The organism is Microbacterium sp. NPDC055442, from assembly GCF_053644215.1.
In genome coordinates, this window is record NZ_JBSHLF010000001.1 from 528,752 (window position 1) to 555,302 (window position 26,551).

Annotated in this window: 25 protein-coding genes, 1 tRNA gene and 1 other RNA gene; 15 read left to right on the top strand and 12 right to left on the bottom strand. The window is 69.5% G+C overall.

Annotated elements, in window-relative coordinates; all coding sequences use genetic code 11:
• Window positions 1-7 precede the first annotated feature (7 nt).
• From ACWIBS_RS02580 to ACWIBS_RS02600, 5 genes are all read right to left on the bottom strand, one after another.
• Window positions 8-1,243, bottom strand: coding sequence for an acetate/propionate family kinase (locus tag ACWIBS_RS02580; RefSeq protein WP_376125570.1), 1,236 nt, complete (start codon window positions 1,241-1,243; stop codon window positions 8-10).
• Complete coding sequence (gene pta, locus ACWIBS_RS02585) at window positions 1,240-3,384, bottom strand: phosphate acetyltransferase (RefSeq protein WP_376125567.1); 2,145 nt, start codon at window positions 3,382-3,384, stop codon at window positions 1,240-1,242. The genes ACWIBS_RS02580 and pta overlap by 4 nt, the downstream gene beginning before the upstream one ends.
• A 37-nt stretch (window positions 3,385-3,421) precedes the next feature.
• An RNA gene (gene ffs, locus ACWIBS_RS02590) (signal recognition particle sRNA small type) lies at window positions 3,422-3,518 on the bottom strand.
• A gap of 23 nt (window positions 3,519-3,541) precedes the next feature.
• Window positions 3,542-5,173, bottom strand: coding sequence for a DUF5671 domain-containing protein (locus ACWIBS_RS02595; protein ID WP_376125565.1), 1,632 nt, complete (start codon window positions 5,171-5,173; stop codon window positions 3,542-3,544).
• On the bottom strand, window positions 5,170-5,643 hold the full coding sequence (locus ACWIBS_RS02600; RefSeq protein WP_376125562.1) for a nuclear transport factor 2 family protein: 474 nt from the start codon (window positions 5,641-5,643) through the stop codon (window positions 5,170-5,172). The genes ACWIBS_RS02595 and ACWIBS_RS02600 overlap by 4 nt, the downstream gene beginning before the upstream one ends.
• 115 nt (window positions 5,644-5,758) lie before the next feature.
• Here ACWIBS_RS02600 and ACWIBS_RS02605 point away from each other — a divergent pair, with 115 nt between their 5' ends.
• The 4 genes from ACWIBS_RS02605 (at window position 5,759) to ACWIBS_RS02620 (ending at window position 10,371) form a co-directional block, all read left to right on the top strand.
• Entirely contained in the window at window positions 5,759-6,739 is a 981-nt protein-coding gene (locus ACWIBS_RS02605) for an AAA family ATPase (RefSeq protein ID WP_376125560.1), read from the top strand.
• A 10-nt stretch (window positions 6,740-6,749) separates the two neighbouring features.
• The gene (locus ACWIBS_RS02610; RefSeq protein WP_376125558.1) at window positions 6,750-8,006 is read left to right on the top strand and encodes a DUF58 domain-containing protein; all 1,257 of its coding nucleotides are present in this window, start codon (window positions 6,750-6,752) and stop codon (window positions 8,004-8,006) included.
• The gene (locus ACWIBS_RS02615) at window positions 7,996-10,257 is read left to right on the top strand and encodes a transglutaminase TgpA family protein (RefSeq protein ID WP_376125557.1); all 2,262 of its coding nucleotides are present in this window, start codon (window positions 7,996-7,998) and stop codon (window positions 10,255-10,257) included. Before ACWIBS_RS02610 ends, ACWIBS_RS02615 begins: the two co-directional genes overlap by 11 nt.
• A 26-nt stretch (window positions 10,258-10,283) precedes the next feature.
• A tRNA-Ser gene (locus ACWIBS_RS02620) sits at window positions 10,284-10,371 on the top strand.
• Window positions 10,372-10,395: 24 nt separating this feature from the next.
• Here ACWIBS_RS02620 and ACWIBS_RS02625 read toward each other — a convergent pair.
• On the bottom strand, window positions 10,396-10,662 hold the full coding sequence (locus ACWIBS_RS02625; protein ID WP_376125554.1) for a Txe/YoeB family addiction module toxin: 267 nt from the start codon (window positions 10,660-10,662) through the stop codon (window positions 10,396-10,398).
• A complete protein-coding gene (locus tag ACWIBS_RS02630; protein ID WP_376125551.1) occupies window positions 10,659-10,907 on the bottom strand; it encodes a type II toxin-antitoxin system Phd/YefM family antitoxin in 249 nt (82 codons plus the stop codon). The genes ACWIBS_RS02625 and ACWIBS_RS02630 overlap by 4 nt, the downstream gene beginning before the upstream one ends.
• A gap of 208 nt (window positions 10,908-11,115) precedes the next feature.
• On the opposite strand from ACWIBS_RS02630, the gene ACWIBS_RS02635 reads away from it, so the two are divergent.
• On the top strand, window positions 11,116-12,633 hold the full coding sequence (locus ACWIBS_RS02635) for a SulP family inorganic anion transporter (RefSeq protein ID WP_376125549.1): 1,518 nt from the start codon (window positions 11,116-11,118) through the stop codon (window positions 12,631-12,633).
• A 4-nt stretch (window positions 12,634-12,637) separates the two neighbouring features.
• Here the strand turns inward: ACWIBS_RS02635 and ACWIBS_RS02640 are convergent, their stop codons facing one another.
• Entirely contained in the window at window positions 12,638-13,045 is a 408-nt protein-coding gene (locus tag ACWIBS_RS02640) for an arsenate reductase ArsC (RefSeq protein WP_376125546.1), read from the bottom strand.
• Window positions 13,046-13,118: 73 nt separating this feature from the next.
• Window positions 13,119-14,435 carry an NAD(P)-binding domain-containing protein gene (locus tag ACWIBS_RS02645; RefSeq protein WP_376125543.1) on the bottom strand — a complete coding sequence of 439 codons (1,317 nt, stop codon included), beginning with the start codon at window positions 14,433-14,435 and terminating at the stop codon, window positions 13,119-13,121.
• An 86-nt stretch (window positions 14,436-14,521) separates the two neighbouring features.
• Here ACWIBS_RS02645 and ACWIBS_RS02650 point away from each other — a divergent pair, with 86 nt between their 5' ends.
• Together ACWIBS_RS02650 and arsB are read left to right on the top strand one after the other, a co-directional pair.
• A complete protein-coding gene (locus tag ACWIBS_RS02650; protein WP_376125541.1) occupies window positions 14,522-14,872 on the top strand; it encodes a metalloregulator ArsR/SmtB family transcription factor in 351 nt (116 codons plus the stop codon).
• Between the two features lie 46 nt (window positions 14,873-14,918).
• On the top strand, window positions 14,919-16,037 hold the full coding sequence (gene arsB / locus ACWIBS_RS02655) for an ACR3 family arsenite efflux transporter (protein ID WP_376125539.1): 1,119 nt from the start codon (window positions 14,919-14,921) through the stop codon (window positions 16,035-16,037).
• Window positions 16,038-16,085: 48 nt separating this feature from the next.
• Here arsB and ACWIBS_RS02660 read toward each other — a convergent pair whose 3' ends face one another.
• A complete protein-coding gene (locus ACWIBS_RS02660; RefSeq protein WP_376125536.1) occupies window positions 16,086-16,754 on the bottom strand; it encodes an NAD(P)H-binding protein in 669 nt (222 codons plus the stop codon).
• A gap of 107 nt (window positions 16,755-16,861) precedes the next feature.
• Between ACWIBS_RS02660 and ACWIBS_RS02665 the strand changes: the two genes are divergently transcribed.
• A complete protein-coding gene (locus ACWIBS_RS02665) occupies window positions 16,862-17,914 on the top strand; it encodes an LLM class flavin-dependent oxidoreductase (protein ID WP_376125535.1) in 1,053 nt (350 codons plus the stop codon).
• A 51-nt stretch (window positions 17,915-17,965) separates the two neighbouring features.
• On the opposite strand, the gene ACWIBS_RS02670 is transcribed toward ACWIBS_RS02665, so the two are convergent.
• Window positions 17,966-18,460 (bottom strand): bifunctional nuclease family protein, encoded by a 495-nt coding sequence (locus ACWIBS_RS02670; protein WP_376125532.1) that lies wholly within the window; start codon window positions 18,458-18,460, stop codon window positions 17,966-17,968.
• An 88-nt stretch (window positions 18,461-18,548) separates the two neighbouring features.
• On the opposite strand from ACWIBS_RS02670, the gene ACWIBS_RS02675 reads away from it, so the two are divergent.
• The 5 genes from ACWIBS_RS02675 to ACWIBS_RS02695 all read left to right on the top strand — a co-directional run bounded on the left by ACWIBS_RS02675 (window position 18,549) and on the right by ACWIBS_RS02695 (window position 24,319).
• Window positions 18,549-18,845 (top strand): DUF503 domain-containing protein, encoded by a 297-nt coding sequence (locus ACWIBS_RS02675; protein ID WP_376125530.1) that lies wholly within the window; start codon window positions 18,549-18,551, stop codon window positions 18,843-18,845.
• Between the two features lie 190 nt (window positions 18,846-19,035).
• Window positions 19,036-19,524, top strand: coding sequence for a Dps family protein (locus ACWIBS_RS02680; protein WP_376125625.1), 489 nt, complete (start codon window positions 19,036-19,038; stop codon window positions 19,522-19,524).
• Window positions 19,525-19,534: 10 nt separating this feature from the next.
• On the top strand, window positions 19,535-20,539 hold the full coding sequence (locus tag ACWIBS_RS02685; protein ID WP_376125528.1) for a TIGR03557 family F420-dependent LLM class oxidoreductase: 1,005 nt from the start codon (window positions 19,535-19,537) through the stop codon (window positions 20,537-20,539).
• 233 nt (window positions 20,540-20,772) lie between these two features.
• Window positions 20,773-21,579 (top strand): M14 family zinc carboxypeptidase, encoded by an 807-nt coding sequence (locus ACWIBS_RS02690; protein ID WP_376125622.1) that lies wholly within the window; start codon window positions 20,773-20,775, stop codon window positions 21,577-21,579.
• Window positions 21,580-21,907: 328 nt separating this feature from the next.
• On the top strand, window positions 21,908-24,319 hold the full coding sequence (locus ACWIBS_RS02695) for a M14 family zinc carboxypeptidase (RefSeq protein WP_376125621.1): 2,412 nt from the start codon (window positions 21,908-21,910) through the stop codon (window positions 24,317-24,319).
• A 65-nt stretch (window positions 24,320-24,384) separates the two neighbouring features.
• On the opposite strand, the gene ACWIBS_RS02700 is transcribed toward ACWIBS_RS02695, so the two are convergent.
• Entirely contained in the window at window positions 24,385-24,786 is a 402-nt protein-coding gene (locus ACWIBS_RS02700) for a PPOX class F420-dependent oxidoreductase (RefSeq protein ID WP_376125526.1), read from the bottom strand.
• A 107-nt stretch (window positions 24,787-24,893) separates the two neighbouring features.
• On the opposite strand from ACWIBS_RS02700, the gene ACWIBS_RS02705 reads away from it, so the two are divergent.
• Both ACWIBS_RS02705 and ACWIBS_RS02710 read left to right on the top strand, forming a co-directional pair.
• Window positions 24,894-25,313 (top strand): YciI family protein, encoded by a 420-nt coding sequence (locus ACWIBS_RS02705; protein ID WP_376125523.1) that lies wholly within the window; start codon window positions 24,894-24,896, stop codon window positions 25,311-25,313.
• Window positions 25,291-26,547, top strand: coding sequence for an RNA polymerase sigma factor (locus ACWIBS_RS02710; protein WP_376125522.1), 1,257 nt, complete (start codon window positions 25,291-25,293; stop codon window positions 26,545-26,547). The genes ACWIBS_RS02705 and ACWIBS_RS02710 overlap by 23 nt, the downstream gene beginning before the upstream one ends.
• The last annotated feature ends 4 nt before the right edge of the window (window positions 26,548-26,551 follow it).

Here is a 26,551-nt window from a genome sequence, read left to right on the forward strand (position 1 = left end):
CCCGCCGTCAGGCTTCCGTCGCCTGCAGCGTCTGACGCGCGATCTCGAGCTCTTCATCGGTCGGCACGACGAGCACGGTCACACGCGACGCGTCGGTCGAGATGCGACGGGTCCCCCGTGCCCGCTCTTCGTTCCGGGCGGGGTCGATCTCGACGCCGGCGAAGCCGAGTGTCGCGAGGGCGCCCGCCCGCACAAGGGCGGAGTTCTCGCCGACACCGGCCGTGAACGAGATGACATCGACGCCGCCGAGCTGCGCCAGGTATGCACCGGCGTAACCGCGCAGGCGATGCAGATACACCTCGAACGCCAGGGTCGCCGCGGCATCCCCCTTCTCCATACGCTGCACGACGTCGCGCATGTCGGACACGCCGGCGAGACCGCGCAGGCCGGAGCGCTTGTTCAGCAGGGTGTCGAGATCGTCGATCGACATGCCCGCGCGACGCCCCAGCTGCAGCAGCACCGCCGGGTCGATGTCACCCGATCGCGTGCCCATCACGAGGCCTTCGAGCGGTGTCATGCCCATCGACGTGTCGACGGAGCGTCCGCCGTCGATCGCCGTGACGGATGCACCGTTGCCGAGGTGGAACACGATCTGGGTGAGATCGCCGAGCGGGCGGCCGACGAAGGCCGCCGCGGCTTCGGAGACGAACTTGTGCGACGTGCCGTGGAAGCCGTAGCGGCGGATGCGGTGCTCGGCGGCCAGTTCGCGATCGATCGCGTAGGTGTAGGCGGCGGGCGCGAGGGTCTGATGGAACGCCGTGTCGAAGACCGCGACGTGCGGGATGTCGGCGAACGCGAGTCTGGCGGCGCGGATGCCCTGCAGCGCCCCGGGGTTGTGCAGCGGCGCGAGCATGGACAGCTCGTCGATGTTGATCTCGACGAGCGGCGTGATGATGGTGGGCTCGAAGAAGCGCGCGCCCCCGTGCACGACCCGGTGACCGACGGCGACCGGCGGCCGCTCGTCGAGCGAGGGCCCGTGCTCGGCGAACGCGTCGAGCATGACGGCGAAACCGGCGGTGTGGTCGGGGATGGCGAGTTCGCGTTCGTACGTCGCCTCGACGACGGTCGGTGCGGGACCGCGAGGGTCGGCCAGCGCGGCTGCTTCGACCGTGTGCACCGCGCGGCCGACGGCCTCGCCGATCCGCTCGACGAGGCCCGAGGCGAGAACCGACTCGGTCTGCATGTCGATCAGCTGGTACTTGAACGACGAGGACCCGCTGTTGACGACGAGCACCGTGCTCATACGGCATCCTCTCCCTGCGCCTGGATCGCCGTGATCGCGATCGTGTTGACGATGTCCTCGACGAGCGCGCCGCGCGAGAGGTCGTTGATGGGCTTGTTGAGCCCCTGCAGCACGGGGCCGATCGCGATCGCCCCCGCGGAGCGCTGCACGGCCTTATAGGTGTTGTTGCCCGTGTTCAGGTCGGGGAAGACGAAGACCGTCGCACGGCCGGCGACCTGCGAGCCGGGCATCTTGGCCGCCGCGACGGCGACGTCGGCCGCGGCATCGTACTGGATGGGGCCCTCGACGAGCAGCTGGGGCGCGCGTTCGCGCACGAGTCGCGTCGCGCCGCGCACCTTCTCGACGTCGGCTCCCGAACCGGACTCCCCCGTCGAGTACGACAGCATCGCGATGCGCGGGTCGATCCCGAACTGCGACGCGGTGGCGGCCGACGACACCGCGATGTCGGCGAGCTGCTCCATCGTCGGATCGGGGATGACGGCGCAGTCGCCGTAGACGAGCACGCGGTCGGCGAGCGCCATGAGGAACACGCTCGAGACGACCGAGACGTCGGGCCGCGTCTTGATGATCTCGAACGCCGGCCGGATCGTGTGCGCCGTCGTGTGGGCGGCGCCCGAGACCATGCCGTCAGCGAGGCCCAGATGCACCATGAGCGTGCCGAAGTACGACACGTCGGTCACCGTGTCGGCAGCTTTCGCGTACGTCACGCCCTTGTGCGCGCGCAGGCGCTCGTATTCGCGCGCGAACATGTCCACGTGGCCCGGGTCGAAGGGCGACAGGACGTGCGCCTGCTCGATGTCGACCCCGAGCTCGATGGCCCGCGAGCGCACCTCGGTCTCGTCGCCGAGGATCGTGAGGTCTGCGATGCCTCTCGAGAGCACGCGCGCCGCCGCTCGCAGCACGCGGTCGTCGCCGCCTTCGGGCAGCACGATGCGCTTGCGGTGACTGCGAGCGCGTTGGACGAGCTCGTACCCGAACATGAGCGGCGTCACGACCGTGGATCGCGCGAGGCCGAGCGATTCGGTCAGTTCGGCCGTGTCGACGTGCGTCTCGAACATCGCCAGCGCCGTGTCGTAACGCCGCTGCGAGTCGGCGGCGAGCCGCCCGCGCGTGCGCATGACGCGAAGCGCGGTCTCGTACGTCCCGAGGTCGGTCGTGATGATCGGCAGCGACGAGGCGAGGCCGTCGATGAGCCGGTTGATCGGGTCGGGCAGCGGGAACGGGCCGTTCAGCACGATGCCGGCGAGCGAGGGGAAGGTGCCCGAGGCGTTCGCGAGCAGCGTCGCCAGCAGCACCTCGGTGCGGTCGGCGGCGACCACGACGATCGCGCCCTCTTCCAGGCGCGGCAGCACGTTGACCATCGACATGCCCGCCACGACGACGCTCAGCACTTCGCGCGTCAGCAGGTCGGGGTCGCCCTTGACGAACCGGCCCTCGACCGACCGGAGCACGCCGCGCACCGACGGCGCGATGAGAAACCGGTCCTCGGGCAGCGCCCAGACGGCAGTCGGGTGCTCGGCGCTGGCGCGTCCGGCGTGCGGCGCCGTCTCGACGACGGCCTTCACGGCCTCGACGGTCTCGGCGAGGCGGTCGGGGTCGACGCGGTTCGCGATCACGGCGAGCAGACCCGCTCGCCCGTGCGCGAGCTCGGTGAGCGCGAGCGACGCGATCTGCCCGACCTGCTCGGGTGTCCGCGCCGTCGACGCGCCGAGTTGCTCGCCCTGGCCGGCGCGGCCGCTCAGCACGAGCAGCACGGGTGCGCCGAGGTTCGCGGCGATGCGAGCGTTGTAGGCGAGCTCGGCGGGACTGGCGACATCGGTGTAATCCGACCCGACGATGACGACCGCATCGCACCGCGCCTCGACGGCCTTGAACCGCTCGACGATCGTGGCGAGGGCGGCATCCGGATCGAGTCGCACGTCGTCGTACGTCACGCCGACGCAGTCCTCATAGGGCAGATCGACGCCGTCGTGATCGAGCAGCATCTGCAGCACGTAGTCCGGTTCGTCCGTCGAGCGGGCGATCGCGCGGAAGACCCCGACCCGGGGAGTCGCCCGGCTCATGGCATCCAGAACGCCCAAGGCGATCGTGGATTTACCCGAGTGACCTTCGGCCGACGTGATGTAGATGCTCTGCGCCACTCGTCCACCCTAGGCGCGCACCGGATCCACCGGGGAAAAGTAAGACTCTCCGCGAACCCGGCAGAGCCTGGTTACCCTTGCTACGTTTCCGTCCTGGGGGAGTTGGCCTGGATGCCGCCTCGCGGAGAGCTGGCTCCAGTGTACCCGCCTCGGGCGCTCACTCCGCCAACGGGATGATCCGCGGGCCCGCGGCATCCGCGATGACGAGCACACGCTGCGCGACGATGCCGCGGAGCGACTGCACGAGCTCGGACAGCGCGCCATCGGAGAACGCGGCCGGGTGCTCCGAGGGGGCCGCATCGGCGGTGCGCCACAGCGTGACGGGCACCCCCAGACCGGTTCGGATCCCCGCCGCCAGCGACTCCCCTTCCGGACCGCCCGCGACGAGGAGGATCCTCCCGATCGTCGCTTTCGGAGTGTCGGCGGCGGTGCCGCGCGTGCGCCGCCACACCGCGAAGTGGTAGGCGAAGACCAGTCCCGTCGCGACGACCACGCCCAGCGGTGCGCGCAGGACGTCGATGGCGCCGCCGGCAGAAGACGCGTCGAAGACGAGCGCGAGCAGCCGCGACCCGATCATCAGCAGCGCGATGATCGCGACGATCGCGCTCGTCCCGAACACGATGACGAGGTAGACGCGGCGCGCGCGATCGTCGACGGGTGCGTCGGCGGGCGGAGCGACGGCCGGTGGGCTCGGATGGGCGGGCCGCCACGCGAGCCACCACACCGGGGCGCCGATGACGAGGGCGCTGAGTCCGCCGAGCAGCAGGGTGAGGGGCGCGGTCGCCACGATCGGCGCCGTCAGCGAGGCCAGGAGGGCGTTCACCACGACACCGAATCCGCTCGCGGCGCCGATGACGGCGATCCCCGCCACGGCGAGCCTCGTCGCCTGCCGGACCCTCGATGAGGCCCGATGCGCGATACCCCCGTGATAGGTGCTGATGATGCCGGCGACGAGCGCCGCGGCGAGGGCGACATCGACCGACGTCAGCACGACGCGTGCATCCCCGTCTCCGAACAGGAGGCGCAGGATGCTCTGCAGCAGCACCCCCGCGCCGACGAGCGCGAGGGCCGCGAAGCCGGCGGTGACGGCCACGAGGACGATCTCGGCGAAGCCGCCTCTTGCCGTACGTGCGCCCTCACCGTAGGTGTGCCATGCCCACGCCGCGGCGCCGAGGAATGCCCAGACGAGTCCCTGCAGAACGGCGACGGCGGTTCCGTTGGTCGCCACGAGCACCGACGCGCCATCGAGCGCGTCGGAAACGAGCGCCGCGAGCGCCGCGATCGCGCCGGACGCTCCCACGACGAGACCCCACACCGCCGACAGCGACACGGTCGGGATCCCGAGCCGTGTCGGCGACAACGACGGGCTGCGATGAAGGGCGCGGTGGAGCACCCACACCGCCGCCCAGACGACGCCGGTCGCGAACGCCCCCGGACGCCACTGACCGGCGAGTGCGGCGGCCGCGGCATCCCCCATCCCCACCGTGGCGACGATGAGCGACGTCAGCGTGACGACGAGCAGGTACAGGCCCCACCCGATGGAGGAGCGTTCCTCGGGATCGGTGCGCAGCCGACGTGCTTCCCACCACCACAGCGCCACGGCGAGCGGGGTCGCGATGAGGGTGAAGGCGAGCGAGCGGGCGATGTCGCCTCCGCCGACATCGACGACGACCGTGCCCACGTCGAGCAGCCGGGCGAGAAGGCCGCTCAGACCGATCGCGGCGACGGTGACGAGCGAGAACAGGACGAAGAAGACGATGACGCGGCGAACCACCGTCTGACCTCTCATTGCGCGCTCCGCATGCACTCGACGAAGGGCCAGGGCGCGGACACGATGAGCCAGTCCCCGTCGGTGCGGGTGAGCCGGAAGACCTCCTCGGACTGCGACTCGCCCCCGCCGAAGAGGCCGCCGCTGTACGAGTAGGTGACCACGACGCGCACTCGGGCCGTGTCGCCGTCGACGGTGGTTCCCGCCAGAGTGACGCGGTACTCCGTTCCGTCGGGCATGAAGTAGCCGCAGTCGTCGTCGCCCGGAGCGAGCAGCTCGACGGCGGCCTCGACGTCGCCGTCGATGAGCGCCTGCGTGTAGCGCTGCGCCACGCCCTCGGGCGAGGTCTCGTCCAGCGCCGTGGGACCGCCGCGCAGCAGCACGGTGACGAGGGCGATCACCACGACGACCCCGACGAGCACGAGGAGGGTGATGAGGGCGGCACGCGGGCCGCGGCCCGGCGTCGGGGCCGGTGCGCTTTCTTCGCTCATGCGCTCATGGTGCCGCAAAATCCGGCGTTCGCCGCGCAGGCCCGCCCCCGGGTCTGCGCGGTTACCATCGTTGTGCGGGCGCCGCGGCCCGCTTCACCGCATCCCAGGGGGTCGCATGCCCGATGCCGAGGTCCTCACGGGCGACGAGTTCACGCGCATCACCGACGCCGTCGTGTCGTCGGTGACGACCGTGATCGACGGCAAGCCCGAGGCCGTGCGCTCGGCGCTGGTGTGCCTGCTCGCCGAGGGGCACCTGCTCATCGAGGACGTGCCCGGCGTCGGCAAGACGATGCTCGCCCGCGCCCTCGCGGCATCCGTCGACGCGAGCGTGCGCCGCATCCAGTTCACGCCCGATCTGCTCCCCGGAGACGTCACCGGCGTGAGCGTCTTCAACCCGATCGAGCGCGAGTTCGAGTTCAAGCAGGGCGCGATCTTCGCCAACATCGTCATCGCCGACGAGATCAACCGGTCCTCCCCCAAGACGCAGTCGGCGCTGCTCGAGGCGATGGAGGAGCGCCAGGTCACCGTCGACGGTCGCACGCACCTCGTCCCCCACCCGTTCCTCGTCGTCGCGACGCAGAACCCGCTCGAGATGGAGGGCACGTATGCGCTCCCCGAAGCGCAGCGCGACCGCTTCATGATGCGCATCTCGATGGGCTACCCCGATGCCCGCGCCGAAGCGCTCATGCTGCGCCAGAGAGAGACGGCCAACCCGCTCGACGCGCTCGCTCCGGTCACCTCGAGCGCGACCGTCGCACAGCTCATCGCGTCGGCGCGGGCCGTGCACGTCGCCCCCGCGATGGAGGAGTACGCCGTCGGGCTCGCCCACGCAACCCGTGGCCACGCCGACCTCCGCCTCGGCGCGAGCCCGCGCGCGACGCTGCAGCTCGTGCGCGCCGCCAAGGTGTGGGCGGCGCTGGATTCACGCAGCTATGTCATCCCCGACGATCTCACCGACCTCCTCGCTCCCGTCTTCGCGCACCGCCTCATCCCGGCGCGGTCGGCCGGACGAGCGCGCAACGCGACCGAGACCGTGACCGCCGTGCTCGAGCGCATCGCGGCGACCGTGCGGGTGCCGATCGCGGCGCGGCAGTGACGGCGAGACCATGAGACGCCTGTGGCCGCTCACCCCTCGGGGAACGGGCGCGCTCGTGCTCGCGATCGCGTGCTTCGTGCTCGCGAGCGAACTGGGCGTGACCGAGCTGCAGTACTTCGGGATGCTGCTCATCGCGGTGCTCGTCGCGAGCGTCGGCAGCCTGCACCTGCTGCGCCGCACCGACGCCGTCGCGCGCTCGCTGCACCCCGACGTCGTGACGGTGGGCACCCAGACGCACGTCGACGTGCGCGTCGGGCTGCGCAGCGTCGTCCCGACGCCGGCGGGAACCTGGCGCGACGAGCTTCCGGCCGGGCTCACGGGTCCCGCAGAGGGGGCTTTCGCGGCGCTCGGCTCGGGACTCATCGGCGGCGTGCACGGCGGCAACCGCACCCTGGAGCTGACGTATGTCGCGACGGGCGCGCGGCGCGGCATCCATTCGATCGGACCGCTGACGCTGCGCTGCAGCGACCCGTTCGGGCTGGCCCGGCGCAGCATCCGTCTGCGCGAGCGCACCGTCGTGACGGTGGCACCGGCCCTCGTCGATCTGCCGGCGCTGACCGACCTCGCCGGTGAATCGGGCGGGATGCTGCACACCGCGGTCGACCAGCTCGGGCAGGGCGCCGACAACCTCATCGCGCGGCCCTACGCGCCGGGCGATTCGATGCGGCGCATCCACTGGCGTGCGACGGCCCACCGCGACGAGCTCATGGTGCGGCAGGAGGAGCAGGAATCGACCCCCGAGGCGACCGTCGTGCTCGACCGGAGCGTGCTGCGCTGGTCGGCAGATGCGCTCGTCGAGACGGGAGCGGACCCGGGCTTCGAGACCGGCGTGTCGGCGTGCGTCTCGGTCGTCGCCCGACTCGTGCGCGACGGTTATGCCGTCGATGTGCTCGATTCCGACGGCGCCGTGCTCATCGAGCGGCTCGATGATGCGGACCCCTCCGACATCGAGGAACTGCTCACGCGCTTCGCGACGATCATGGCCCGGCGCGACGACCATCTCCCGCGCGTCGCGCAGCTGTTCGCGGGGGTCATGACGGGGCCCGTCGTCGTCATCGTCGGACGCCTCGATCCCGCGGATGCCACGGCCCTGGCCGCCGTCGCCCACCACAGCGCGCTTCCCGTGCTGCTCACGACGGCGCCGGTCGGAGACGCCCTCGAGCGGACCGCCGACGCGGGCTGGCACACGGGCGCGCTCGAGGCGGGTGGAGACGTCACCGACCCGTGGCGCGCCGCCGTCGGACGAGGAGCCGGCCGTGTCGGCTGAGGCACGACCCGTCGGCCGCGGCGACCTGCTCACCACGGTCGCGCTGCTCACCGCGCTCACCGCCGCGCTCGTGCCCGTGCTGCCCATGGTGCAGGGCAGCTGGTGGCTCGCGGCATCCGTCGGGGTCGCCGTCATCGTGCTCGGCGCGGGGCACGTCGCACGGCGACGTGGCCTGCCCGCCGTCGCCGTGTCGCTCATCGAGGCCGTTGTCTGGGTGCTCTGCCTCACGGGACTCTTCCTGCGCGACACGGCCTTCCTGTGGGTCATCCCCACGCCCGACACGATCGGGGTCGTGCCCTCGCTCGTCGCGCAGGCGTTCGAGGAGATCGCCGTCGGTGCCGCTCCGCTCCCGGCGACGCCTGCGCTCTCGTTCCTCATCGTGGGCGCCCTGGGGCTGCTCACGGTGCTCGTGGATCACGTCGTGCTCACGGCGCGTATGCCGCTGCTGGCATCCATCGGGATCATCGCGGTCTCGCTCATTCCGGCGATCGCCGTGCCGGGCCGCATCGATGTCACGGCCTTCGTGCTGCTGGGGGCGGCGGTGCTGTTCCTGCTGCGCGCCGAAACCCGTTCGCGCGAGGCGCCGGCCGAGCGCGTCGTCGAGCGACGGGCCGGTGTGCCCGCGACGGCGTTCAGCATCGCCGCCGTGGCCCTCGTCGTCGCCGTCGTCGCGGCTCCCCTGCTGCCGACGCCCGCGGTGCAGACCGGCGGCGGCCTGGGCGGCGGACCGGGCATCGACGCGAGCCTGCAGCTGGGCGACGACCTGCGCCGGCCGCAGGAGATCGAGGTGCTGCGGATGCGTTCGACGGAATCCACCGCGCCGTACCTGCGCGCCACGACGCTGTCCCGCTTCGACGGCGACGTGTGGCTGCCCGACCGCGTGCGGACCGTGCCGCTGGACAGTGCGTTCGGTCTGGGCGCACTCGGCGTCGGGGAGGACATCCGCATGGTCGAGACGACGGCGAATGTCGAGGTCGTGAACCTCGCGTCGGTGTGGGCGCCGATCACGTTCCCGGCGGTCGAGGTGAACGGGCTCGAGGGCGAGTGGGCCGCTGTGCCCTACAACCGCACCGTCGTGGCGCAGACCGGGTCGACGCAGGGGCAGCGGTATGAGGTCGTCGCGAGCGTGCCGCGCCCCACGCTCGAGCAGATCCGCGCGCGGTCGACGGGGTCGGGCGAAGCCTTCGAAGACGCCCAGGCGCTGCCGGGCGACGTGCCCCCCGTCGTCGCCGAACTCGCCGCCGAGATCACGGCGGGCGCGACGAACGACTACGACGCGCTCATCGCCCTGCAGCGCTGGTTCCGCGGACCCGACTTCCGCTACTCGCTCGATGCTCCCGTCGAGGACGGCTTCGACGGCACGGGGGTCGAGGCCGTCGAGCGGTTCCTCGAGGTGCGGCGGGGCTACTGCATCCACTTCTCGTCGGCGTTCGCCCTGATGGCACGCACGCTCGACATGCCGAGCCGCATCGTCGTCGGCTACCTGCCGGGCGCCGCGACCGATGACGTCGAGGACGACGAGACGGTGTATTCGGTGTCGAGTTCGTTGCTGCACGCGTGGCCCGAGGTGTACTTCGACGGCATCGGGTGGATCGGGTTCGAGCCGACGAGCGGTCTCGGCTCCCCCACGGCGTTCCTGTCGTCCGCGTCGAGTCCGACCGGTGTCGACGCCGACGACGAGGCGGAGCCGCGGCCGTCGGCGTCGGCGAGCGCGTCGACGACACCCGCCCCCGATTCGCGCTTGGACCCGCGCGACGAAGCGCTGCCCGGGGCGGGCACCGGGGCGGCCGGCACTGTCCCGACGGTCGTCGTCGTGTTCGGCGTGCTGCTCCTCCTCGCGATGCCCGCTCTCGCACGCGAAGTGCGCCGTCGTCGGCTGGTCGCCGCCTCGCGCGCGGGTGACACCGCCGCGGCGTGGGCGATGATGCAGGATGCCGCGATCGACGTCGGCGCGCCCGTTCCGGCGAGCGAGTCGCCGCGCGCGTTCGCCGCGCGACTCGTCGCGGAGTACGGCGCCCCCGCCGATGCCATCGAGGTGCTCGTGCGTGCGATCGAGCGGGCGAGCTACGCGCCCGCTCGCGTCGCCGGCTATTGGCACGGCGATGAGGTGACCGAGGCCGCCGCCGCCGTCCGCGCGGCGCTGCTCGCGGCTGCGCCCCCGTCGCGGCGGCTGCTCGCCGCCGTGGCCCCGCGATCGCTCGTCGTGCGGCCGGGGAGCGTGTACGCATCAGGGGTCGCGCGCGCAGGGTAGGATAGCCCGTGGCCCTCCGGGGCCCTGGAGGATTCGCCTAGTGGCCTATGGCGCACGCTTGGAAAGCGTGTTGGGTGCAAGCCCTCAGGGGTTCGAATCCCCTATCCTCCGCCAGTGTGATGAGTCGCGACGCAGGCCTCAGTAGTGGTACCGGGCCTGCAAGATCGTGACGTGCTGCTCGTCGGCGACGTAAACGAGCCGATTGCTTTCATCGATTCGTCGCGACCAAGCGCCGGCCAGCGCGTACTTGAGGGGTTCGGGCTTACCGATCCCCTCGAAGGGGTCGTCTCGAAGGATGTCGCCGATCAGTGTGTTTATGCGTCTCAGCGTCTTTCGGTCCTGAGTCTGCCAGTAGAGGTAGTCCTCCCAGCCTTCGGACGTCCACACGAGTTTGCGCTCGGTCACGGCTCGAGCAGCTCGCGCTCTGCCACCTCACCCGAGCGAGCGCTCTCCATCGCGTTCAGCAGTCGGCGGGCGTTCTCCGGTGAACGCAGCAGGTAGCTGGTTTCCACCAGCGAGTCGTACTGATCTTTGGAGATCAGTACCGCGGAGCCGCGCTTCGAGATGATCTCCACCTCGCTGTGGTCCAGGTTGACGCGTTCAATGAGGCCGAACAGGTCCCGCCGCGCTTCGCTCGTCGTGATTGCCATGGCGCCTCCTCAAAGCCGTACCGGATATGGTACCACTCGGTCGATAGCGCACGCCCCGCCGTCGCTCCGGCCGGATAGCTTGACGGTAGAGTCCATTCGGCCGCACCGAGCCGGCCGCCATCTGCCCCTCAGCAGAACCACCCAGAACATGCGCAAGGGTGCGCTCCACCCAGTGAATCTCGTCTCGGCCGCACCGAACGGAGCCCGCATGACTGCTGTCGCCCCTGCGCAGGACCCCGCGAGCCGCTACCGGATCGAACCGACCGTGCTGCAGGCCCTGCGCAGCCCCCGCATCCTCACCCGCGAGGTGCTGGCCGGCCTCGTCGTCGCGATCGCACTGATCCCCGAGGCCATCGCGTTCTCGATCATCGCGGGCGTCGATCCTCGCCTGGGCCTGTTCTCCTCGTTCGTGATGGCCGTGGCGATCGCGTTCCTCGGGGGCCGGCCCGCCATGATCACTGCGGCGACGGGCGCGGTCGCCCTCGTCATCGCGCCCGTCGCGCGCGAGTACGGCATGGACTACTTCATCGCGACGGTCATCTTCGGCGGCGTCATCCAGATCGTCCTGGCCGTCCTCGGCGTCGCGAAGCTCATGCGGTTCATCCCGCGCAGCGTCATGGTGGGCTTCGTCAACGCGCTCGCCATCCTGGTCTTCGCAGCTCAGTTCCCGCAGCTCATCGACGTGCCGTGGCTCGTCTACCCCCTCGTCGTGGCGGGCCTGCTCATCATGTACCTGATGCCGCTCGTGACGAAGGTGATCCCCGCACCTCTCGTCGCGATCGTCCTTCTCACGGGCGCGACCGTCGTCTTCGGGCTCAACGTGCCGACTGTCGGCGATCAGGGCGAACTCCCCCAGCGTCTGCCCGAGCTCTTCATCCCGAACGTTCCTCTCACGTGGGAGACGCTCAGCATCATCTTCCCCTTCTCCGCCGCGATGGCCGTGGTCGGCCTGCTCGAGTCGCTCATGACGGCGAAGCTCGTCGACGACATCACCGACACGCACTCCCGAAAGACGCGCGAGGCGTGGGGCCAGGGTGTCGCGAACGTCCTCTCCGGCGCGTTCGGCGGCATGGGCGGCTGCGCCATGATCGGCCAGACGATGATCAACGTGAAGGCATCCGGCGCCCGCACCCGCATCTCGACGTTCCTCGCGGGTGTCTTCCTGCTGATCCTCGTGCTCGTCCTCGGCGACATCGTCGCCATCATCCCGATGGCCGCGCTGGTCGCGGTGATGATCGTCGTCTCGGTCGCGACGTTCGACTGGCACAGCATCCACCTCTCCACCCTCAGACGGATGCCGAAGAGCGAGACCCTCGTCATGCTCATCACGGTCGCCATGACGGTCGGGACCGAGAATCTCGCGATCGGCGTCGGGGCGGGCGTCGTCGCCGCGATGATCCTCTTCGCTCGCCGCGTGGCGCACTTCGTCACGGTGACGAGGCGCGTCGCCGAGACGGACGGCTCCCCCGTGGCCCACTACACGGTCGACGGCGAGCTCTTCTTCGCCTCGAGCAACGATCTGACGACGCAGTTCGAGTACTCGCGCGATCCGGACCGCGTCGTCATCGACATGGCGCGCTCGCACGTGTGGGACGCTTCGACGGTCGCCGCGCTGGATGCCATCCAGACCAAGTACACCCACCTCGGCAAGACGGTCGTGTTCGAGGGCATGAACGAGGCGACGGCGCGCCTGCACCGCCGGCTCAGCAGCGGACCCGAGGCCTGAGCCCTCAGCGAGCGGGAAGCAACGTCGCCAACAGCGCTTCGATGCGAGCGCGGATGTCGTCGCGGATCGGGCGGACCGCCTCGATCCCCTGCCCCGCCGGATCGTCCAGTTCCCAGTCCTCGTACCGCTTGCCGGGGAAGATCGGGCACGCATCACCGCAGCCCATCGTGATCACGACGTCGGATTCCCGAACCGCGTCCACCGTCAGGATCTTCGGGATGCCGCCGGCGATGTCGATTCCTTCCTCGGCCATCGCCCGCACCGCGACGGGGTTGACGGCGTCCTTGGGCGCGGAACCCGCCGAGAGCACCTCGACGTCATCGCCGCCCAGGGCCCGAAGGTAGCCCGCGGCCATCTGGGATCGTCCGGCGTTGTGCACGCAGACGAAGAGGACGGTGGGCTTGCGTGTCATGAGGTCGTTCCTTCTCGTCGCGGACGGTTGGCGGAGGGCTGCCCCCGACCGGTGGCGCGCACGCGCGATCCGTTCACGCGCAGCATCCGCCATCGATACCGGGGTCCGTCGAGCACACGCCGGTGGCCGGAAGCACCAGATCGACCTTCGCCGCGGAGGCCATGTCGCCGGCGAGCCACGCCGCGACGGATCGGACCTGCTCGTACCCCGTCGAGAGGAGGAATGTCGGCGCGCGTCCGTAGGATTTCATGCCGACGATGAAGAAGCCGTGCTCGGGGTGCGTGAGCTCGCCGAAGCCGTGCGGCTCGACCGTGCCGCAGGAGTGCATGTTCGGATCGATGAGCGGGGCGAGGCGCCGGGGAGCCTCGACGACCTCATCGAGGTCGAGTCGGATCTCGCGAAGCATGCCCAGGTCGGGACGAAAGCCCGTCGCGTTGACGACGACGTCGGCCTCGTGCACGGCGAGATCCCCGTGTCGACGGCCCCCCAGTTCGACGGTGTCCGCGACCCGTCGGGCCGTCATGATCTCGAAGCCGTCGAGCAACGCGATCTCCGAGCGCTCGACGGCCCGATCGACGCGGCGGCCGAGGTGCGCGCGTCCGATCAGCTCGTCATCGGGCGAGGAGGAGACCCGCACCGCTCGAGCCGTGCGGATGAGCCAGGTCACGCTGGTGTCCGGCTCCTCCCGCGCGAGGTCGATCAGGGCGAGGAGCGTGTTCGCGGCCGAGTGCCCCGCACCGACGACCGTGACCCGACGCCCGGCGAACTGCGCACGATCACGGCCGAGCACGTCGGGGAGCGCGGGGGTCACGAGGTCGGCGATCTCCGGCATCCCGAGCAGGTCGAGGCCGTTCGACGACAGCGGATTGGGCGACCGGTACGTGCCGGATGCGTCGATCACGGCGCGCGCAGGGACATCCTCGATGCCGCCGCCTCCCGTTCGGATGCGCACGTTGAACGGCGCATCCGCTCGTGCCGCACTGCGGGTGCGGTCCATTCCCTCACGTGTCACGCCCACGACTTCGACGCCCGTGCGCACACGCGCTGCGATCTCGTCGACCTCCGCGAGCGGGGCGACATAGCGCTCGACGAGCTCGGCGCCCGTCGGGGCGCGCTCGGGATCGGGAAGCTCCCACCCGCGCGCTTCGAGAAGTCGGCGGGATACCGGGTCGACGAGGTGCTTCCACGGAGAGAAGAGCCGCGTGTGCCCCCATTCGAGAATGCTGGATGCCGCGTGCTCCCCCGCCTCGAGGACGACGAAGTCGATCCCGCGCTCGAGCAGGTTCGCCGCGGCCGCCAGTCCGATCGGTCCCGCACCGATGATGGCCACGGGCAGCGTCGAGAGCCGACTCGTCTCGGTGACACGCGGCGTCAGGTCGAGCAGGGTCACGATGGCCTCCAGATATCGATGAGCGTCGATGCTGTCCGATTCTGGTCGCTCTATCGACGCCTGTCAATATCGATTACCCTCGATACATGACCACGATGCTCGAGCCGACCGACGTCCGCGCCGACGCGTGCTGCGCCCCTCTCGTACGCGAGCCGCTCACGGCGGCGGAAGCGGAACGGCTGGCGACGACGATGAAGGCGCTGGCCGATCCGACGCGGTTGCGACTGCTGTCGATCGTCGCCGCTTCGGAGGACTTCGAGGCGTGTGTCTGCGACCTCATCGAGCCGGTGGGTCTCAGCCAGCCGACCGTCTCGCACCACCTGAAGATCCTCACGACCGCGGGCTTCCTCACGCGGAGCAAGCGCGGAACCTGGGCGTATTTCCGGCTCGTCCCCGGAGCGCTCGATCGCGTGTCGCAGCTCCTCGTGGGGTCCTGAACTCGTGTCGCGCACACATCATCGCGAAGGGTCGGCGCGGAGCACGATGACACACGCCGTCGCGCCGGCGAGACTGTCCCGTCTCGATCAGCTTCTGCCGCTGTGGATCCTTCTCGCCATGGCCGCAGGACTCGCCCTGGCGGTATTCGCTCCCGCCTTCGGCGACCTGCTGCATGCAGCATCCATCGGATCGGTCAGCGTGCCGATCGCGCTCGGTCTGCTCGTGATGATGTACTCGGTGCTGGCGAAGGTGCGCTACTCCGATGTCGCCGTCGTCGCGCGGGACAGGCGCCTGCTCGTCTCGTCGCTGATCCTCAATTGGCTGGTCGGCCCCGCACTCATGTTCGCGCTGGCCTGGCTTCTGCTTCCCGACCTGCCGGAGTACCGCACCGGGCTGATCATCGTCGGACTCGCGCGGTGCATTGCGATGGTGCTCATCTGGAACGACCTCGCGTGCGGGGACCGCGAGGCGGCCGCCTTCCTCGTGGCCGTCAACTCCGTGTTCCAAGTGGTCGCGTTCGCGGGCCTCGGATGGTTCTATCTGCAGGTGCTGCCGACGTGGCTCGGCCTGTCGACGACGAGCGCCGAGTTCTCGGTCTGGGCGATCACGGTCAGCGTCCTGGTGTTCCTCGGCGTCCCGCTCATCGCGGGGTACCTGTCGCGCGTCATCGGCGAGCGGCGCCGGGGACGCCAGTGGTACGAGTCCGTCTTCCTCCCGAAAGTCGGCCCGTTCGCGCTCGGCGGGCTGCTCTTCACGATCGTGATGCTCTTCGCCCTGCAGGGCCAGCACGTCATCGACAGGCCGTTCGACGTGGCGCGGATCGCGCTCCCGCTCCTGGCCTATTTCGTCCTGATGTTCCTCATCGGCTTCCTGACGGGCAGGCTGATCGCCCTCTCGTACGAGCGCACCGTGTCACTGGCGTTCACCGCGTCCGGCAACAACTTCGAGCTGGCCATCGCGGTCGCCATCGGCACGTTCGGCGCCACGAGCGGACAGGCGCTGGCGGGCATCGTCGGGCCGCTCATCGAGGTGCCCGTTCTGGTCGCTCTCGTCTACGTCGCGCTGTGGCTGCGCCCGCGGTACTCCGCGGCGAGATCGTATCCGCAGACCGGCAGTCCGCCGCAGGAGCGTGCTCCATCGGATGTGCGCCAGCTCAGTCCGTGAGGGCAGCGGTGTCCGCGCGGGACACCACGACCGGCGGCGGCGTTCGGGCTACTCCCGGCTTCGCCGGCCCGTGCCCGCGACCGCCTCGGGGATCGGCACGTCACCGGAGTTGAATCGGATCGTGCGCCCGATCGTCGAATCGTCGGCGAGCGCGGCCGCGACGACGGCCGCGACGTCCGCACGGGACACCGTGCCCGACTCGTCGGCTTCGACGTCGATGCGCCCCGTCGGCTCGTCGAGCGTCAGACCGCTCGGCGCGACGATCGTCCAGTCCAGTCCGCTCGCGCGCAGATGCGCATCGGCGGCGGCTTTGGCCTCGGCGTAGGCGAAGAACGAGTTGTCGGGGTCGACACCGTGATCAGCGCCCGCGCCGAAGTACGACACCATGACGTAGCGCCGGACGCCGGCGGCGACCGCCGCCTCGATCGATCGGATCGCGGCATCCCGATCCACAGCGTAGGTGCGGGCCGCGTCGCCGCCGCCCGCTCCCGCCGACCAGACGACCACGTCGTTGCCGCTCACGAGGTTCGTCAGCTGCTCGGTGTCGAACTCCTCGATGTCCGCGACGAGCGGCTGCGCACCGGTCGCGGCGACGTCGGCCTCATGATCGGGATTGCGAATGACCGCCGTGACGGTGTCGCCGCGATCGGCGAGGATCGGTTCGAGCAGGAGCGCGACCTTGCCGTGGCCGCCGATGAGCAGAATGCGAGTCGACATACCGCGAGCCTATGTCCCGGCACCGACGAACGGGGCGGGGTTGACACGCACCACCACCGACGTGCATTCACCGGAATGGATACCGCACAGGTGCGGTTGCATCCGTCATGCAGCGCTTCGGAACCCTCTCGTTCGGTCATTACGGTCCCCTCGGCGGCGGACGCCAGCTCACCGCCGCCGACTCGATGCACCAGGCCATCGATCTCGCCCAGGGGATGGACGACCTCGGTGTCAACGGCACCTACTTCCGCGTGCACCACTTCGCACGTCAGCAGTCCTCGCCGATGCCGCTCCTCGCCGCGATCGCGGCACGAACGGAGCGCATCGAGGTCGGCACCGGCGTCATCGACATGCGCTACGAGAACCCGCTGTACCTCGCTGAAGAAGCCGCGGCGGTCGATCTCATCTCACGCGGACGGCTGGCGCTGGGCGTGAGTCGCGGATCACCCGAGACCGTGGTTCGCGGATACGAGGCGTTCGGATACACGGGCTCGGCCGATCCGCGCGGCGCCGATATCGCGCGCGAGCACTTCGACCTGTTCCTGCGCGCGATCGACGGCGAAGGACTCGCCGAACGCGACGCGAACTCGCCGTTCGGCGGCGGCACGGGCATGCAGCGGATCGAGCCGCACTCCCCCGGGCTGCGTTCTCGGGTGTGGTGGGGTGCCGGCACGCGCGAGACGGCCGAGTGGGCGGGCAGCATCGGGGTGAACCTGATGTCCTCCACGCTGCTGACCGAAGACCGCGGCCTGCCGTTCGACGAGCTGCAGGCACAGCAGATCGACGCGTTCCGTGCCGCGTGGCGCACGGCCGGGCACGGCGGTGAGCCGCGCGTCTCGGTGAGCCGCTCGATCTTCCCCATCACGACGGCGGAGGATGCGCTCTACTTCGGGCGCACCCGAGAAGGAGATCAGGTCGGCGTCATCGACGGCATGCGGTCGACGTTCGGGCAGAGCTATGCGGCCGAGCCGGATGTGCTCGTGGAGCAGCTGCTCGACGATGCCGCGATCCGCTCGGCGGACACCCTCATGCTCACGATCCCCAGCCAGCTCGGGGTCGAGTTCAACCTGCGCATCGTCGAGTCGTTCGCGACGCACGTCGCCCCCGCCCTCGGCTGGGAGCCGGCCACCGCGGGCCGGACGCCGTCCACTCAGGACTGACCGGCCGTCACGCCGGGGTCGCGACGCGTCCGACGGCCTCGCGGTGGAGCCTCAGCCGCGGAAGTCGTCGGGGTCGACGTCGTTGAGGAACCTCTTGAACTCGTCCACGCTCTCTTCGGCATCGACCTCGTCGCTCATCAGATCGGGCACGCCCGCCTCCTCCATGACGGCGTCGGCGACCCACAGCGCCGCTCCGGCACGGGATGCCAGAGCGACGGCATCCGAGGGTCTCGCGTCGATGATGCGGATGCCGCCGGGCGTGACGAGCGTGATCTCGGCATAGTACGTGCCATCGTCGATGCGGGTGATCTCGGTGCGCTCGACGCTCGCGTCGACGGACTCGATCACGCCCTTCATGAGGTCGTGTGCGAGCGGCCTCGGCACGCTCGCGCCCTCGACCGCGATGAGGATCGAGGTCGCCTCGAGCGCCCCGATCCAGATCGGGAGCATGCGCCCGGCGCCGGGCAGCTGGTCGATCGGCTTCAGCAGCAAGACGTGCTGCCCCGACTCGTCGAGCGCGATGCCGGCAACGCGGACCTGGACCACGGGCGGCTCCTTCCGGTCGAGGTGCTCCTGCCATGGTAGGCAGACTGCGCGCGCGTGGGACGCGCAACGCAGTGGCAGACTCACCTGCATGTGGATCGGCTGGATGGAGTTCGATGTGCTGCTGGGCGACGTGCGGTCGCTCAAGGAGAAGCGCAGCATCCTGCGGCCGCTTCTGGCCGATCTGGGCCGGCGCACCGAGGTCGCCGTCGCCGAGGTCGGTGCGCACGACCTGCACCGCCGCACCGCGATCGGCGTGTCCATCATCGCGGCGGACGCGTCCCACGTGCGCGACGTGCTCGATCGCGCAGAGCACCTCCTCGCCGACGAGCACCCCGAGGTCACGGTGCTGTCATCGCGCCGCGGGCTGCACTCGAGCGACGACTGAATAGCACCGGGATGCGGCATCCGCAATCCCCGGGCGCACGTGCCGGCGAGCTCGTACCGTCGAAGGACAGCTCGAAGGAGACGACATCATGGCGACCACCACGAAGAACGGTTCGAAGAGCAAGACCGCAAGCGACGCGTCGAAGAAGTCCGCGACGAAGAACAAGCGGCGCCCCGCCCGCAGCGGCGCGATGCTCACGAGCGAGCAGAATGCCGAGAGCGGTTTCCGCGCCTCGGAGTCGCTGAGCGAGAACCTTCAGCGCGTGCTCGTCGATCTGCTCGAGCTCGCGAGCCAGGGCAAGCAGGCCCACTGGAACGTCGTGGGCAAGAACTTCCGTGACATGCACCGGCAGCTCGACGAGATCATCGAGGCCGCGCGCGGCTTCAGCGACACGATCGCCGAGCGGATGCGGGCGCTGCACGCGCTCCCCGATGGCCGCAGCGACACGGTGACCGAGACGACGACGCTGCCGGAGTTCCCCCAGGGGGAGATCGACACGGCCGACGTCGTCGACCTCGTGACCGAGCGCCTCGACGCCGCGGTCGCGACCTGCCGCGACGTGCATGACGACGTCGATGAGGAGGACCCGACGAGCGCCGACATCCTGCACGCCATCCTCGAGTCTCTCGAGCAGTTCGCGTGGATGGTCAGCGCCGAGAACCGCACCGCGACCCGCTGAGGACGCTGTCATGACGAGGTTCGGCTACACCCTCATGACCGAACAGAGCGGACCGCGCGAGCTCGTGCGCTACGCACAGGCCGCGGAGGACGCGGGATTCGACTTCGAAGTGTCGAGCGACCATTTCTCACCGTGGCTGACCAGTCAGGGACACTCGCCCTACGCCTGGACCGTGCTCGGCGCGGTAGCCCAGGCGACCTCGCGCGTCGAGCTGATGACCTACGTCACGTGCCCCACGATGCGCTACCACCCGGCGGTGGTCGCGCAGAAGGCCGCGACGATGCAGATCCTCAGCGAAGGCCGGTTCCTGCTCGGAATCGGATCGGGCGAGAGCCTCAACGAGCACTTCGTCGGCGACGGGTGGCCGAGCGTCGACACGCGTCAGTCGATGCTCGTCGAAGCGCTGGAGATCATCCGTGAGCTGCAGACCGGTGACCTCGTCACCTACGACGGCACGTTCTTCCGCGTCGACTCCGCGCGCATCTGGGACGTGCCCGACACGGCGCTCGAGGTCGGTGTCGCCGTCTCGGGCGAGCAGTCGGTCGAGGCGTTCGCGCCCCTGGGCGACCATCTCATCGCCGTGCAACCCGAAGCGTCGCTGATCGAGGCGTGGGATGCCGCGCACGATGGGCCGTCGCGAAAGATCGGCCAGGTGCCCATCTCGTGGGATCCGGATCGGGACGCCGCGATCGAGCGCGCGCACGACCAGTTCCGCTGGTTCGGCGGCGGATGGGCCGTCAACGCCGACCTGCCGACTCCGGCCGGGTTCGAGGCGGCGAGCCGCTTCGTACGCCGTGAGGACGTCGCGGAATCGATCGCGTGCGGACCCGACCTCGATGAACTCGCCCAGAGCGTGGTCCCCTACACCGAAGCCGGGTTCACCGACATCGCGGTGGTCCAGATCGGCGATGAGCGTCAGGACGACTTCCTCGCCGACGTCGCCGAGCCGCTGCTCGAGAAGATGCGCGCTCTCTCCTCGGGCGTTCGACGCGATTCCGGCGCGACCGGCCGATGACTCTCTGATCGCGCCTGATCGGGGCTGAAGCCTGCCGTGCGCCCGCCGGCGCGCTGATGGATCGGCGGCGGTCTGACCACGCGACACGACGACGCCGGATTCACAGCGGATGCGGAGAAATCGCTTCGCAGCGCCGCAACATGGTGAACTACTGCCCGACGACCGGCACCGGTGACTTCCTCGCCCGCAATTCGTGGGGTGTCGATGTCAACCGGAACTACGACACCTAGAGCCTGTTCGACGGCTACAGCGGCGCCTCGACGTCGTGCAGCAGCGACACGCACGCCGGTCCGTCGGAGCTGAGTGAGCCCGAGTCACGCAACATCGACTGGCTCGCGGCGAACTACCCGAAGATCCGCTTCTCGATGAACCTGCACAGCTCGGGTGACTACTTCATGTGGTCCCCCGGTGCGTACAAGCTACCCGGTCGCGAGACCACGCCGCGGCCGAGCGCAGAGGACGAGGCGTACTTCTGGGAGGCCTCCTCGCGCATCCTCACCGAGATCAAGCGGTACCGCGGACTCTCCGTGACGCCGGCGCGCACGGGACCGATCGTCGACGTGCTGTACTCGGCGGCCGGCAACTCCGGTGACATGTTCTGGTACAAGTACGGCATCTACGCGTGGAACTTCGAGGTCGCCCGGTCGCTCCAGCCTCCGTTCACGAGCGCGAACCCGACCGCCGCGGCAGCTCACCCCGAGTCGCAGGAGTACGCGAATGGGCTCATGGAGCTGATGCGCGTCGCTCTCGACCGCAGCAGGGTCGGTCTCGACGCGGAGGTCGCCACGCGCTGCCTCGCCGGCAAGGTCTACACGTCGGTGTCGGTCACGAACAACGACACCGTCCCGGCGGACATCAGGGTCACCAGCGGCCACGGCGGCAAGTCGTTCACGGCGGTGCAGCCGGGCCAGACCGTCTCGGTCTCGATCAACACCCGCACCGCGACGCTGACGGCAGGAGAGATCGGCATCACCGGCACCGCCGGTGACCGGACCGACCTGGAGACGAGCGTCACGTACGCCGCGACCAACTGCGGCTGACCCTTCGGAAGCCTGAGGCCCGTGACCGGTTCGGTCGCGGGCCTCACGCTTGTGTCCTCCTGCGCAGGATGCTGATGCAGGACGATATCTCGCCGCCAGTCTGACGGGTCTGGCTGCATCTCGCTGTGCGATCCGTTTACGCCGATTCACAGCGGATACTTAGAAATAGCTTGACCCCCGGTGCATACAACCGATAGACATTGGACAACGCGATGACCCCCGCTCGCGGATGAGCTTGGGACTCGCCCTCGGGGTGATGCACCGTTCGACCCGCACCACCCCGCTTCGCTGCACGATGCTGTTCACGCACCCAAGGAGGGGATGCTTGATGTTGTCCGCTGTGAGAAGAAGAAAAGCAGTCGGAGGTGTCGCGGTCAGTGCCGCGCTCGCCGGCCTGCTCCTGACAACCCTGACACCCATCGGTGCAGTCGGGTCCGAGGACGACCTCGATCTGCACCTCGAAGCCGACGACGCGGTCAATGTCGTCGAAGTGACGGTTCCCGACCGTGACGAACTCGACCGTCTGATCGCGACCGGCGTCGACCTCGACCACGGCGTGGATCAGCACGACAACGGCTCGTTGACCGTGCAGGCCGTGGTCTCCGACAGCCAGGTCGCAGCCCTCGAGGCACGCGGCTTCACCATCGGCTCGGTGCTGTACACCGAGCAGGACACCGAGGACGTGCTCGCCGAGCGCGAGGCGTTCCGCACGCAGACACTCGCCGAGAACCGGTCCTTCAGTCGGGCTGCCCAGGCGGACGACGTGTCGTCCATCGAGATCCTGCGCGTCGACTACTACACGTCGTTCGGTGTCGGCTACCTCTCGGTCGAGGCCCGCTTCGCCGATGGCCAGACCAACACCGCACCGATGGTCGTGCGTCGCGACAGCGGCCCCGGCACCGAGATCGGCTCGGGCGGACAGCAGAACATCACGCGCTTCGTGGACGCCAGCGTCTACATCAAGCACCGTGGCGCTGCCGCTGTCCAGACCCGTCCGGAGATGATCAGCATCACGAGCCCGACCGGTGAGGTCGTCACCGCAGAGGTGAACGACTGGCTGGCCATCGATGACGAGGACCCGTTCGGCCCCCTCGAGAAGGACTTCATCACGTCCTACCTCACCCCGACCGAGCTCTACACTCGCATCTACAGCCTCGCGGCTGAGTTCCCGGAGATCTCCGAGATCGTCGAGATGCCCTACCAGACCAACGGTTACCGTCGCCTCGCTCAGGGCATCGTCGGCACGGGCAACGCCAGCATCGTCGGTGTCGACTCGAAGGCGTGGGGCCACGAAGGTGGCAACGGCATCGTCGTCTCGATCGCCGCACCCACCGGCGCGAACGCCGCGCTCGGTGTCGCCGTCGACGGCACCACCGTCACGGTGACGCCCGCAACCGACGCCGAGGGCGCGATCACGACCACGGCCGCACAGGTCGTCGCCGCGATCAACGGCTCGGAGGCTGCATCCGCGCTCGTCAACGCGTACACCTACCGCGGCAACGCGGGCCTGGGCACGGTCGCCGCGGCGACCGCGACGCTCACCGACGGCCTGTCGGCACCGGCATCCGTCTCGCGCGAGCCGCAGACGGTCTACGGCATCCGCATCGGCACCACCCGCGACGGCTCGAAGATGGGCGTCATGGCGTACGCCCAGGAGCACGCTCGTGAGTGGGTCCCGCCGCTGGTCACGATCGAGACGGCCGAGCGTCTGCTGCGCAACTACGAGTCCAACGCCGAGGTCCGCAAGCTCGTCGAGAACCTCGACATCTGGATCCTGCCGTCCGTCAACCCCGATGGTGGTCACTACTCGTTCTACGACTTTGCGTCGCAGCGCAAGAACATGACGAACCACTGTGAGATCACGGGTACCGCGGACTACAACTCGCGCAACTCGTGGGGTGTCGACAACAACCGCAACTACGACACGTACAGCCTGTTCGACGGCTACAGCGGCGCCTCGCACTCCTGCACCAGTGGCTCGTATGCGGGTCCGGCGGAGCTGAGCGAGCCCGAGTCGGCCAACATCGACTGGCTCGCGACCAACCACCAGAACATCACGTTCTCGATGAACCTGCACAGCTCGGGTGACTACTTCATGTGGTCGCCGGGTGCGTACAAGGTCCCCGGCCGCGAGCCCGCCCCGCGTCCGAGCGCCGAGGACGAGGCGTACTTCTGGGAAGCCTCGGAGCGCATCCTCGGTGAGATCAAGCGCCACCGCGGCCTGTCGGTGACCCCGGCCCGCACCGGCCCGATCATCGACGTGCTCTACTCGGCCGCCGGTAACTCGGGTGACATGCTGTGGTACAAGCACGGCATCTACGCGTGGAACTTCGAGGTCGGTCGTTCCTTCCAGCCCCCGTTCACGAGCGAGAACCCGACGGCTGCCGCGGCTCACCCCGAGTCGCAGGAGTACTCGAACGGTCTCATGGAGATGATGCGCGTCGCTTACGACCGCAGCCTGGTCGACCTGGATGCTCAGGTCACCACGCGCTGCCTCGCAGGCAAGGTGTACACCTCGGTCACCGTCAAGAACAACGACTCCGTCCCGGCGGACATCACGGTCACCAGTGACCACGGTGGCAAGTCGTTCACGGCGGTGCAGCCGGGCAAGACCGTTTCGGTCTCGATCAACACCCGCACCGCGACGCTGACGGCAGGCGACATCGGAATCACCGGCACCGCCGGTGACCGTAACGACCTGACGACGAGCGTCACCTACGCCGCAACCAACTGCGGCTGACCCTCTGAAAGCGGAAGCCCGTGACCGATTCGGTCACGGGCTTCCGTGTTTTCATCGAGCGCGGGTTACTGCTTCGTCGAGCGTTCGATCGACATGACGAGGATCACGCGGTCGGCCTTGTCCGGCGGGGGCGTCGTGCTGGGGTTGCCGTACCGGTTCTGCAGCTGCACGTAGAACGCCCCCTCGGGGTCGGGCACGACCTCGACGAGACGCCCGGCCACCTCGAGATAGCGGAACGGGCTGTCCGGATCGAGGATGGACAGAGCCATCGACGGGTTGTGCTGCAGGTTGCGGTACTTCTGGCGGTAGTTCGTGTGCGTGAATCGGACATGTTCACCGTCGAACTCGAACCACATCGGAGTGACCTGCACGGTGTCGTTCGGTCGAATCGTGCCGAGGTGCCCGTACAGCGGCAACTCGAGCAGACGGCGGTATTCAGCGGGGACGATCTCGTCGACATGGGGCATGGTCATAGTCTGCCCCGAAGATTTCGGCAGCATGTCGATTCCGCGGCCGCCCGTTCGACGTCATAGTGAGAGGGGATGACCGATCCCCGCCGAACAGGGAGCACCCCATGAAGCACATGCTGATCATGCGCGCGACGTCGCAGGCCGCCGACGCGTACGCCGAGATGGATTTCGAAGCGGTCATCAACGCGATGGGCGCGTACAACGAGTCGATGATCTCCGCCGGGGTCCTCGTCGCCGGCGACGGGCTCGCACCCGAGCCGGGCTACGTCGTGGATTTCGACGGCGAAGCCCCCGTCGTGAGCGATGGGCCCTACGGCGAGGTGCACGAGCTGTTCAACGGGTTCTGGATCGTGCAGACCGCGACCGCCGAAGAGGCGCTCGAGTGGGCCAAGCGCTGTCCGCTCGGTCCCGGAGCGAAGCTCGAGGTGCGGCGCGTGACCGACGAGAGCGACTTCGCCGACTACTCCGACAACGAGTTCATCCGCAAAGAGAAGGAGTGGCGTGCCGAGCTCGGCACCGAATGACGTCCGCCGCACGGTCGAGGCCGTCTGGCGCATCGAAGGCGTGCGGATCGTCGCCTCCCTCGCCAAGATGACCGGCGACCTCGGCCTCGCCGAGGACGTCGCGCAGGAAGCCGTCGTCGAAGCGCTCGGGTCGTGGCCCGCAGACGGCGTGCCGTCGAACCCCGGCGCATGGCTCACGGCCGTGGCGAAGCGCCGAGCCATCGACTCCTGGCGCAGGCGAGAGCGCCGCGACGAGCGCTACGCCCGGATCGCGGTCACCCTCGACGAGGCGGCGGATGCCGAATGGGAGCCGATCGACGACGACATCGTGCGCCTCGTCTTCACCGCATGCCACCCTGTGCTCTCGCGGCAGTCGCAGGTCGCGCTCACGCTCCGCGTCGTCGCGGGCCTGTCGACCGACGAGATCGCACGGATGCTGCTGACGACCGTGCCGACCGTGCAAGCCCGCATCACCCGCGCGAAGAAGACCCTCAGCGCCGCCCGCATCCCGTTCGAGACTCCGGACCCCGCGGAATGGAAAGCGCGCCTGGGCACCGTGCTCGGCGTCGTCTACCTCGTCTTCACCGAGGGCTACGCCGCGACGACGGGAGACCGATGGCTGCGCCCCGATCTCGCCGACGAAGCCCTGCGTCTCGGACGTGTCGTGAGCGGATTGCTCCCCCGCGAGGCCGAGCCCCTCGCCCTCGTCGCCCTCATGGAGTTCCAGCGCTCGCGCTTCGCCGCGCGCGAGACCTCGTCGGGCGCCCCGGTGCTCCTGGCCGACCAGGATCGTGCACGCTGGGACCACGGCCAGATCGCCCGCGCGCGTGGGCTCCTGGAGAGAGCGGATGCCGCGGCCGCAGCGCGCCGATCCGGTCGCGGCCCGTACGCGCTGCAGGCGGCGATCGCCGAGTGTCATGCCGTCGCGCCGAGCGTCGACACGACCGACTGGTCGCGGATCGTCGTGCTGTACGAGGCCCTTGGCCGTGTCGCGCCGAGCCCGGTCGTCGAGCTCAACCGCGCAGTCGCGGTGTCGATGGCGACCGGTCCCGCGCAGGCCCTGCCGATACTGGACGAGCTGGAGGCCCGCGGCGCGCTGAACGGCTCGCACCTCCTGCCGAGTGTGCGCGGAGAACTGCTCGCCCGGCTCGGGCGCGTCGACGAGGCGCGTTCCGAGCTGCGAACCGCGGCATCCCTCGCACGGAACGCCGCCCAGCGCTCTGTCCTCGAAGCCAAGGCGGAGACGCTGGCGTGACGCG

Excerpts from the sequence above, each read along its gene's own strand:
- ACWIBS_RS02580 (WP_376125570.1), bottom strand. The coding sequence starts at position 1,243 with ATGAGCACGGTGCTCGTCGTCAACAGCGGGTCCTCGTCGTTCAAGTAC.
- ACWIBS_RS02595 (WP_376125565.1), bottom strand. The coding sequence starts at position 5,173 with ATGAGAGGTCAGACGGTGGTTCGCCGCGTCATCGTCTTCTTCGTCCTG.
- ACWIBS_RS02600 (WP_376125562.1), bottom strand. The coding sequence starts at position 5,643 with ATGAGCGAAGAAAGCGCACCGGCCCCGACGCCGGGCCGCGGCCCGCGT.
- ACWIBS_RS02605 (WP_376125560.1), top strand. The coding sequence starts at position 5,759 with ATGCCCGATGCCGAGGTCCTCACGGGCGACGAGTTCACGCGCATCACC.
- ACWIBS_RS02610 (WP_376125558.1), top strand. The coding sequence starts at position 6,750 with ATGAGACGCCTGTGGCCGCTCACCCCTCGGGGAACGGGCGCGCTCGTG.
- ACWIBS_RS02630 (WP_376125551.1), bottom strand. The coding sequence starts at position 10,907 with ATGGCAATCACGACGAGCGAAGCGCGGCGGGACCTGTTCGGCCTCATT.
- ACWIBS_RS02635 (WP_376125549.1), top strand. The coding sequence starts at position 11,116 with ATGACTGCTGTCGCCCCTGCGCAGGACCCCGCGAGCCGCTACCGGATC.
- ACWIBS_RS02640 (WP_376125546.1), bottom strand. The coding sequence starts at position 13,045 with ATGACACGCAAGCCCACCGTCCTCTTCGTCTGCGTGCACAACGCCGGA.
- ACWIBS_RS02650 (WP_376125541.1), top strand. The coding sequence starts at position 14,522 with ATGACCACGATGCTCGAGCCGACCGACGTCCGCGCCGACGCGTGCTGC.
- arsB (WP_376125539.1), top strand. The coding sequence starts at position 14,919 with ATGACACACGCCGTCGCGCCGGCGAGACTGTCCCGTCTCGATCAGCTT.
- ACWIBS_RS02660 (WP_376125536.1), bottom strand. The coding sequence starts at position 16,754 with ATGTCGACTCGCATTCTGCTCATCGGCGGCCACGGCAAGGTCGCGCTC.
- ACWIBS_RS02665 (WP_376125535.1), top strand. The coding sequence starts at position 16,862 with ATGCAGCGCTTCGGAACCCTCTCGTTCGGTCATTACGGTCCCCTCGGC.
- ACWIBS_RS02675 (WP_376125530.1), top strand. The coding sequence starts at position 18,549 with ATGTGGATCGGCTGGATGGAGTTCGATGTGCTGCTGGGCGACGTGCGG.
- ACWIBS_RS02680 (WP_376125625.1), top strand. The coding sequence starts at position 19,036 with ATGCTCACGAGCGAGCAGAATGCCGAGAGCGGTTTCCGCGCCTCGGAG.
- ACWIBS_RS02685 (WP_376125528.1), top strand. The coding sequence starts at position 19,535 with ATGACGAGGTTCGGCTACACCCTCATGACCGAACAGAGCGGACCGCGC.
- ACWIBS_RS02695 (WP_376125621.1), top strand. The coding sequence starts at position 21,908 with ATGTTGTCCGCTGTGAGAAGAAGAAAAGCAGTCGGAGGTGTCGCGGTC.
- ACWIBS_RS02700 (WP_376125526.1), bottom strand. The coding sequence starts at position 24,786 with ATGCCCCATGTCGACGAGATCGTCCCCGCTGAATACCGCCGTCTGCTC.
- ACWIBS_RS02705 (WP_376125523.1), top strand. The coding sequence starts at position 24,894 with ATGAAGCACATGCTGATCATGCGCGCGACGTCGCAGGCCGCCGACGCG.